At 70.7% G+C, this 266-nt stretch carries 1 pseudogene; it reads left to right on the forward strand.

Annotated features, from left to right (window positions below):
• Nucleotides 1–266: pseudogene (locus ACF8O7_RS14405) on the forward strand (electron transfer flavoprotein subunit alpha/FixB family protein); the annotation flags it as partial.

Consider the following 266-nt stretch of genomic DNA (forward strand, 5'->3'; position numbering starts at 1 on the left):
GCCTGCGGCGGCGACGTGCATGTGCTGGTGGCGGGCGAGAATGCCGGCGCCGCTGCGCAGGCTGCGGCCCAGATCGCCGGCGTTGCCAAGGTCATCCACGCCGACGGCGCCAGCCTGAAGGACGGCCTGGCCGAGAACATCGCGGCGCAAGTGCTGGCGATTGCTTCGAACTACAGCCACATCCTGTTCCCCGCCACCGCCAGCGGCAAGAACGCCGCGCCGCGCGTGGCCGCCAAGCTGGACGTGGCCCAGATCAGCGACATCAC

Origin of the sequence: Delftia sp. WSY_16, from assembly GCF_043104415.1 — a bacterium.
GTDB classification, from domain to species: Bacteria; Pseudomonadota; Gammaproteobacteria; order Burkholderiales; family Burkholderiaceae_C; genus Comamonas; species Comamonas tsuruhatensis.